A 6,000-nucleotide genomic window follows, 5' to 3' on the forward strand; every position below is an offset into this window, starting at 1 on the left:
CGATGAGTCTCTTTATGAGATAGTCATCCTTGCTTAAAAGCAAATACAAAAAATGCCCCTAGCAAAAAATTTGCTAAGGGCATTGGACATGCGTTACCACCTTTAATCATAAAATCCTCACAGATTTCATCTCGATCAGTACCCAAAAAGTTTGCATCTTGGAGACTGTGCCTTGTTAACGGGGACAACCGTACTTCCTTCATAAAGTCGGGAAATCCGCTCAAAAGCCATTTTCAAGTAATTGATGCGCATCCCCTCTCACCAAGCAGGAATTCTCTTTAGCGTACATGGTTACTCTACTTTCTTTTTCATCGCGTTTTAATGATTGGTAATAAAATAGCAGAGTTCATTTGATTTGTCAATCAAGAAAAAAATTTTTTCTTTTAGCTAGTCTAATGCTGACTTTCTGATTTTTGTGCTATCGATTTTACTAAGTATACTTTTTTCAAAAATAAAAATTAATTACAGCGAAAAAAACTGTTGTCCATTGTTGGAATTTTTACTTCATACTGTATAAAAAGTTATTCGAAAAGAGGCAGCTAGTATGAAACCAGAAGAAAAGAATAGTTTAAAACAGGAATTACTCCATTCTATATTTTCCTATCGCCAGCAACAAATAAATAACTATCAACAAAAGTATACAAAACAAGATATAATGGTGTGTCTTTCCCATTTAAAAAGCAAAAAGCCTGAGGATCAATCTTTTTTTGATCAAACCATTTCCGCTGCAAAACAATTGACTTTGCCAAGTATAGAAAAATATTTTGTCCGTTAACTTCAAAGTAGAATGATTACAGTTGATAATTTCAGCGTACAGTATGAATTGATTGCAAAAGAACTTGCGCAAAAACTTTGTCCTTTCGATGATCTTATTGGTTCTGTTGCAAAGTTTTAAATAAAGAATAAAATCCCTTACGGTATCTATGATTTAAGCTGGGATTCCCAATAATACCTTGATTTCAGTACAGACCGAAAACCCGAAGAGAGTGCCTTCTTTTCGGGTTTTCTTATATAATCCTCGAATGGCTTCCATGCCTTTAATCGTGGTAGAGGCAGTGCGTAAACTTCGATAGAATTTATTGCGTCTCTTTACTGGACGATGGTCTTGTTCAATCAAATTATTCAGGTATTTAATGGTACGATGTTCTGTCCCTTGATAAAAGCCGTATTCTTTTAGTTTCTTAAAGGCACTTGTAATAGAGGGGGCTTTATCTGTGACTACAACCTTCGGTTCATCAAACTGCTTCACTAACCGCTTAAGAAAAGCATAGGCTGCTTGTGTGTCCCGTTTTTTACGTAACCAAATATCCAAGGTTAAACCATCTGCACCGATGGCTCGATACAAATAATGCCATTTTCCTTTAATTTTGATGTACGTTTCATCCATTTTCCATGAATAAAAGGATTTTTTATTTTTCTTTTTCCAAATTTGATAGAGTAGTTTGCCATATTCTTGCACCCAACGATAAATCGTCGTATGAGAAACGTTAATGCCACGATCATATAAGATTTCTTGAACTTCACGATAGCTAAGGTTATAACGAAGATAGTAGCCCACGGCTACAATAATCACATCCTGCTGAAATTGCTTTCCTTTAAAATGATTCATCGTCATTCCTCCTGCTATCTTTTTCTATTATTCTACCTTATTTGATAGTAGATTTAAAACTTTGCAACAGAACCTTGGACTTCCTCTTTTAAAACTCTTAATTGTCAAATTAAGTTAGACAAATCATCAATACTTACGTAACTCAAAAATACTTCCAAAGGTGTTCGATAATCCAGTGATTTTCTAGGAATATTATTTCGTTTAGATGTGACAGATTGAATAAAAGATTCATCTACTGAATTGAAATCCATAGATTTCAATAAACCATCTCTACGTAACAATCCGTTAGAATTCTCGTTTAGGCCTCTTTGAGACGGTGTTCCTGGATCAGCGAAATAAATGGCAATATCATTGGCATTACTGATTTGTTTCCAATTTGAAAATTCCTTTCCACAATCAAAAGTGATGGATTTGAATAGATTTTTCGGTACAGATTCAAACCAATGATTTAATTTTTTTTCAATATCAATCGCTTGTCTACCACACGGTTTCAATGTAATGATAACTTTTGATAATCGTTCAACTAAGGTAATTACAGCACTTTTATGTTTCAGACCTACGATAGTGTCACCTTCAAGGTGACCAAACTCATTTGAGAATTGGCTATAATCTTTTTCACGTTCATGAATAGAGCGGCGGAAAGCTTGTTTTCCACGCCTTTCTTGATGTCCATTCGGTTTACGCTTGCCTTTCATCGGTAAGTCAGAAGGATTAAATAGCCCCTTTTTGAACATACGATAAATGGTACGAGCAGAACAACGAATAGGAAACGCTGCACGACCAACAATCACATCGGGTGTCCATCCTTGAACAACCTTTCTTTGAATATATTCTGATTGTTCCTCGGGTAAAACAAGCGGGCGTCTACCACAGTTTGATTTGTTTTTCTTATACTGTTGATAGTATTCTAAGGCTGATTTTCCTTGCTTGAAGAATAGGTATACTTTATGGATCGTTTGTCTTGAACGATTCAAGCAATGCGCAGTTTTCGCAACAGATTGATTTATTTTGAAATAAGACTCTATCATTACAAGTTCATCCGTTGTAAGATGGGTATAGGTCATTTGTACTCACTCCTTATAATTCTTTGGTCAGAACTATTTTGAGTGTAGCACAAATGGCTTTTTTAGTTGTCTAGCTTAATTTTACAATCGGCGAACACAAAAATAAATACTACCTTATTTAGGTAGTATTTATTAAAAGTTACGTCAAATTTGATTAAAAATATACTACTTGAACCTCTCATGAGTAAAGTCACGAAATTTTTGGGAATAGAGCGTACTTGATATCTTATTTTTTCACTAATAGCAGTGTCTCTTATTCACCAAGCGATCCCCGTAGTTCCTACGGTTCTTAATTTTTCTCTAGACTAATGATTGTATCTTTAGACCTTCGGCCATAACATGGAGCAAAATAAAAAGGTACTAAGTCTTATATATCAATCTTCGAGTAACCGACGGTTAACAACCATATCGAGCGGCATTAATCACCCACCTGTAGAGGATGAGCGACTTTTGCCTAATTATTGTTAAAAGCCTAGTTTCATTTGTTTAGATTGGAAAATACGTCCTACAAGTATCTCTTTTTTTTCATGGTCGATCCGATAAAATAAGGCATAGCTTTTGCCGATCACGATCCGATATGTTGGGATATCCATTCCATAGATTTCGGAAACTTCCTCATGCATAGTTGGAAAATTTTTGGTTAGTTCTAAAGCCTTCTGGATCGCACCTACAAATCTTTTTATGCTGGCTGGAGAAAGAGCAAGCTCATTTTCCCATTCTTCTATTATCGTTTCAAGGCTGGTCTGGAAACTTTTAGAATAAACTAGCGTGTACTCTTTCATCTATTCACTCCAGCCGTATTTTCCGAAAGCTTTTACCATTTCAATTTCTGAAACTGTTAAACCTTTCTCAAAGTCTTGGAAACTTTCTTCAATCAATTTGCGATCGTGTTCTTTTGCTATTTGAGTAGTATCTAATATGAATAAGTTGCCTTCTTGTTTGGCTTGGATAGTGTCTCCGCTTTTTAATCCAAGAGAGCTTGGAAGGATCACTCCCACGCTATTGCCGATCTTTCTAACCTTTAGTTCTTTTCCCATGTTATCACACTCCTTTTAGTTTTTGATGAATAAATTATAACATGTTATAACAACAATTGCCAACGGTGTTTCTTAAGGGATTCCACTCCATATTATTATTGGACAAAATAAGCCACTTAGAACGCTGAAAACATATACAAACGATATCAAAATACGAGTGAACTACTCACCATACACTTCCGTTAACATCCATTTAAGTAGGTATTTTTATTATATATAGATTTAACATATGTCGGTCAGTTGATTGATATAGCTAAAGTTATAACTCAACCGAAGCCGATTCATCTACACGAATAAAGTTGCGAGTGTTCTCGGCTAATTCATAAAAATTGTTATGTGTTCCATATAGCAATACTGGAATAACTTTATTTTCTTGAATCTCATAAGCAACTCTATACACGGTGACCGCATACTTAAATCCATTAGACCAATTACCTGATAAACCTCCAGTTTTTTGCTCTTACTTAAATGGATCAATAGCAATTTCATCACAAACCTATAGAGGATGAGTGACTTCTGCCTAATTACGTTAAAAAATATTGAAAGTAACTCTATGTAGCAAAAAATATCTAGAATTTCATTTCCTCAAAACTGATCGATATTGTATCTAAAAATATATACTACCTAAAATAGGTAGTATATATTAAAATATGTGCTTTTGTTAGAAAAATCAATACATAAATTATCATATCTGTATATGTCATTTAGGTATTTCAGTTATGTTATAATAGTTTTGCTGTCTGCTACCCGGGCCTAATCTGGCAAGGGGAGGAGGAGATATAATGAAATACCTTTTTGATTTTGTTTTTGCAATCAAGCCACTTGCAGATGTAGTGTGCAGTTACCTCTGCAAATGGCTTGATTGCAAAATTGCCAAAAAAGACAGTAAGCCTACCCGTTAATTCTATAATATAGAAACGTAAAAAAAAACCCCATCAGCCTGCACGCTGATGGGGTTTGGTGATATAATGAAATACCTCTTTGTTACTCATAATTATACCATAATTAGTCACGAATGCAACCAATAGAAAAAACTACTTAGAACGGTAGATCATCGCTAATAACAATGCATTGTCCACCAAATGGATTTTGTGAAGCATTAAATACATTGTTATTAATTGTCGCTGCTTTTAACTAGGCCTCTCCCCTTCTATTATAAAAGAAGATATATATCATTTCTTAATTACCTACTACCTTAAACCAAAATTTAAGTACTACCTAATTTAAGTAGTACTTAAATAATCTAAAAAATAGTTATCCCAATTGTTATGCTTTTATAATACGATTATTTGTAACAAAATGAATATTATATAATTAAACACTACCATATTTAGGTAGTGTTTAATTATTAGCAAAACAAAAAATATTTATTCTATTCTCTTAACTTCAACTAAGTTATGCTGCACACCTTTATATAAATCATATGCAACTCATTAGCTAGACAAACTACAAGCATGTAGTTTTATCTGTTAATTATGTACTACCTAAATAAAGTAGTTTATAATTAACAAGTATATATATTTAAAAATTTAAGATTAATTTTTTTATGACTTGTACAAATTTATCTGATATTCTCTTATTAAGAACTACCTAATTTGGGTAGTTCTTATTTTTTACATTTTAAGTAGTATTTAATTGCAATTTGGTAGTATTTTTTTATTATCTTATTCCTAGAACGGTAGTACTTAATATAAATATAGGTAGTATCTGATTTAAGTATTAATGGTAGTATCTAATTTAACAGGTAGTATGTAACTACTTTAAAGTAATTTTTTTCAGATTAACACAGTAGTATCTTATTAAATAAGTTAATTTTAATGGTAGTACTTAATTATTATATATATCTGACATTGGTAGTACTTATTGTATTTTTTAGTAGTATATAATCTATTGTTTTCTAGCCTAAAGCCTTGTCTTATAAGAATAATATAATATATACTACTGAAATAAGGTAGTATATATTACTAGTAATGGTAGTATGTTTTATATGCATAAGGTAGTTCTTAATTTATTTTTTGTTTTGACACTGGTAGTACTTAATTATCTTTAATTTTAAAACTAAATTTTATTCATACGTTCTTCTGGTAGTATTTAATTATAAATAATATTTATTTAAAGTAGTTCTTAATGACTTTAAAGGTAGTACATAATTCATTTTATTTCTTATTTTAGGTAGTATTTAATTAAAAAACAGTTTTAATGCGTTTGCATTTTTTATTTATCTTTGCTATTTTCGAAAAGAGTAGGTAATTTTACATAAATAAAACAACGTGAAAGTAGAGGATCTACA

At 32.2% G+C, this 6,000-nt stretch carries 5 protein-coding genes, 2 pseudogenes and 1 other annotated feature; of the genes and pseudogenes, 1 reads left to right on the forward strand and 6 read right to left on the reverse strand.

The features are described 5' to 3' along the window. Nucleotides 1-72 precede the first annotated feature (72 nt). Nucleotides 73-321, reverse strand: a binding site (T-box leader). Between the two features lie 223 nt (nt 322-544). Further along, the gene (locus MKX69_RS13725) at nt 545-775 is read left to right on the forward strand and encodes a hypothetical protein (protein WP_231598371.1); all 231 of its coding nucleotides are present in this window, start codon (nt 545-547) and stop codon (nt 773-775) included. 153 nt (nt 776-928) lie between these two features. Here the strand turns inward: MKX69_RS13725 and MKX69_RS13730 are convergent, their stop codons facing one another. The 6 genes and pseudogenes from MKX69_RS13730 to MKX69_RS13755 form a co-directional block, all read right to left on the reverse strand. Beyond that, nucleotides 929-1,609: an IS6-like element IS1216 family transposase gene (locus MKX69_RS13730; protein WP_002287920.1), complete on the reverse strand. Its 681-nt coding sequence runs from the start codon at nt 1,607-1,609 to the stop codon at nt 929-931. A 104-nt stretch (nt 1,610-1,713) separates the two neighbouring features. Next, the gene (locus MKX69_RS13735) at nt 1,714-2,673 is read right to left on the reverse strand and encodes an IS30 family transposase (protein WP_002330482.1); all 960 of its coding nucleotides are present in this window, start codon (nt 2,671-2,673) and stop codon (nt 1,714-1,716) included. A gap of 464 nt (nt 2,674-3,137) precedes the next feature. Next, entirely contained in the window at nt 3,138-3,455 is a 318-nt protein-coding gene (locus MKX69_RS13740; RefSeq protein WP_002290394.1) for a type II toxin-antitoxin system RelE/ParE family toxin, read from the reverse strand. Beyond that, the gene (locus tag MKX69_RS13745; protein ID WP_002290397.1) at nt 3,456-3,710 is read right to left on the reverse strand and encodes an AbrB/MazE/SpoVT family DNA-binding domain-containing protein; all 255 of its coding nucleotides are present in this window, start codon (nt 3,708-3,710) and stop codon (nt 3,456-3,458) included. Between the two features lie 259 nt (nt 3,711-3,969). Then, nucleotides 3,970-4,194: pseudogene (locus MKX69_RS13750) on the reverse strand (type II toxin-antitoxin system RelE/ParE family toxin). Between the two features lie 554 nt (nt 4,195-4,748). Next, nucleotides 4,749-4,835 (reverse strand): annotated as a pseudogene (locus MKX69_RS13755) (single-stranded DNA-binding protein); the annotation flags it as partial. Nucleotides 4,836-6,000 lie beyond the last annotated feature (1,165 nt).

The sequence above is a fragment of the Enterococcus sp. FSL R5-0957 genome (assembly GCF_038008005.1).
Taxonomy (GTDB): domain Bacteria; phylum Bacillota; class Bacilli; order Lactobacillales; family Enterococcaceae; genus Enterococcus_B; species Enterococcus_B faecium.

What these genes read in the sequence shown, in the direction of transcription:
- MKX69_RS13725 (WP_231598371.1), top strand. Translation starts at nt 545, where the DNA reads ATGAAACCAGAAGAAAAGAATAGTTTAAAACAGGAATTACTCCATTCT.
- MKX69_RS13730 (WP_002287920.1), bottom strand. Translation starts at nt 1,609, where the DNA reads ATGAATCATTTTAAAGGAAAGCAATTTCAGCAGGATGTGATTATTGTA.
- MKX69_RS13735 (WP_002330482.1), bottom strand. Translation starts at nt 2,673, where the DNA reads ATGACCTATACCCATCTTACAACGGATGAACTTGTAATGATAGAGTCT.
- MKX69_RS13740 (WP_002290394.1), bottom strand. Translation starts at nt 3,455, where the DNA reads ATGAAAGAGTACACGCTAGTTTATTCTAAAAGTTTCCAGACCAGCCTT.
- MKX69_RS13745 (WP_002290397.1), bottom strand. Translation starts at nt 3,710, where the DNA reads ATGGGAAAAGAACTAAAGGTTAGAAAGATCGGCAATAGCGTGGGAGTG.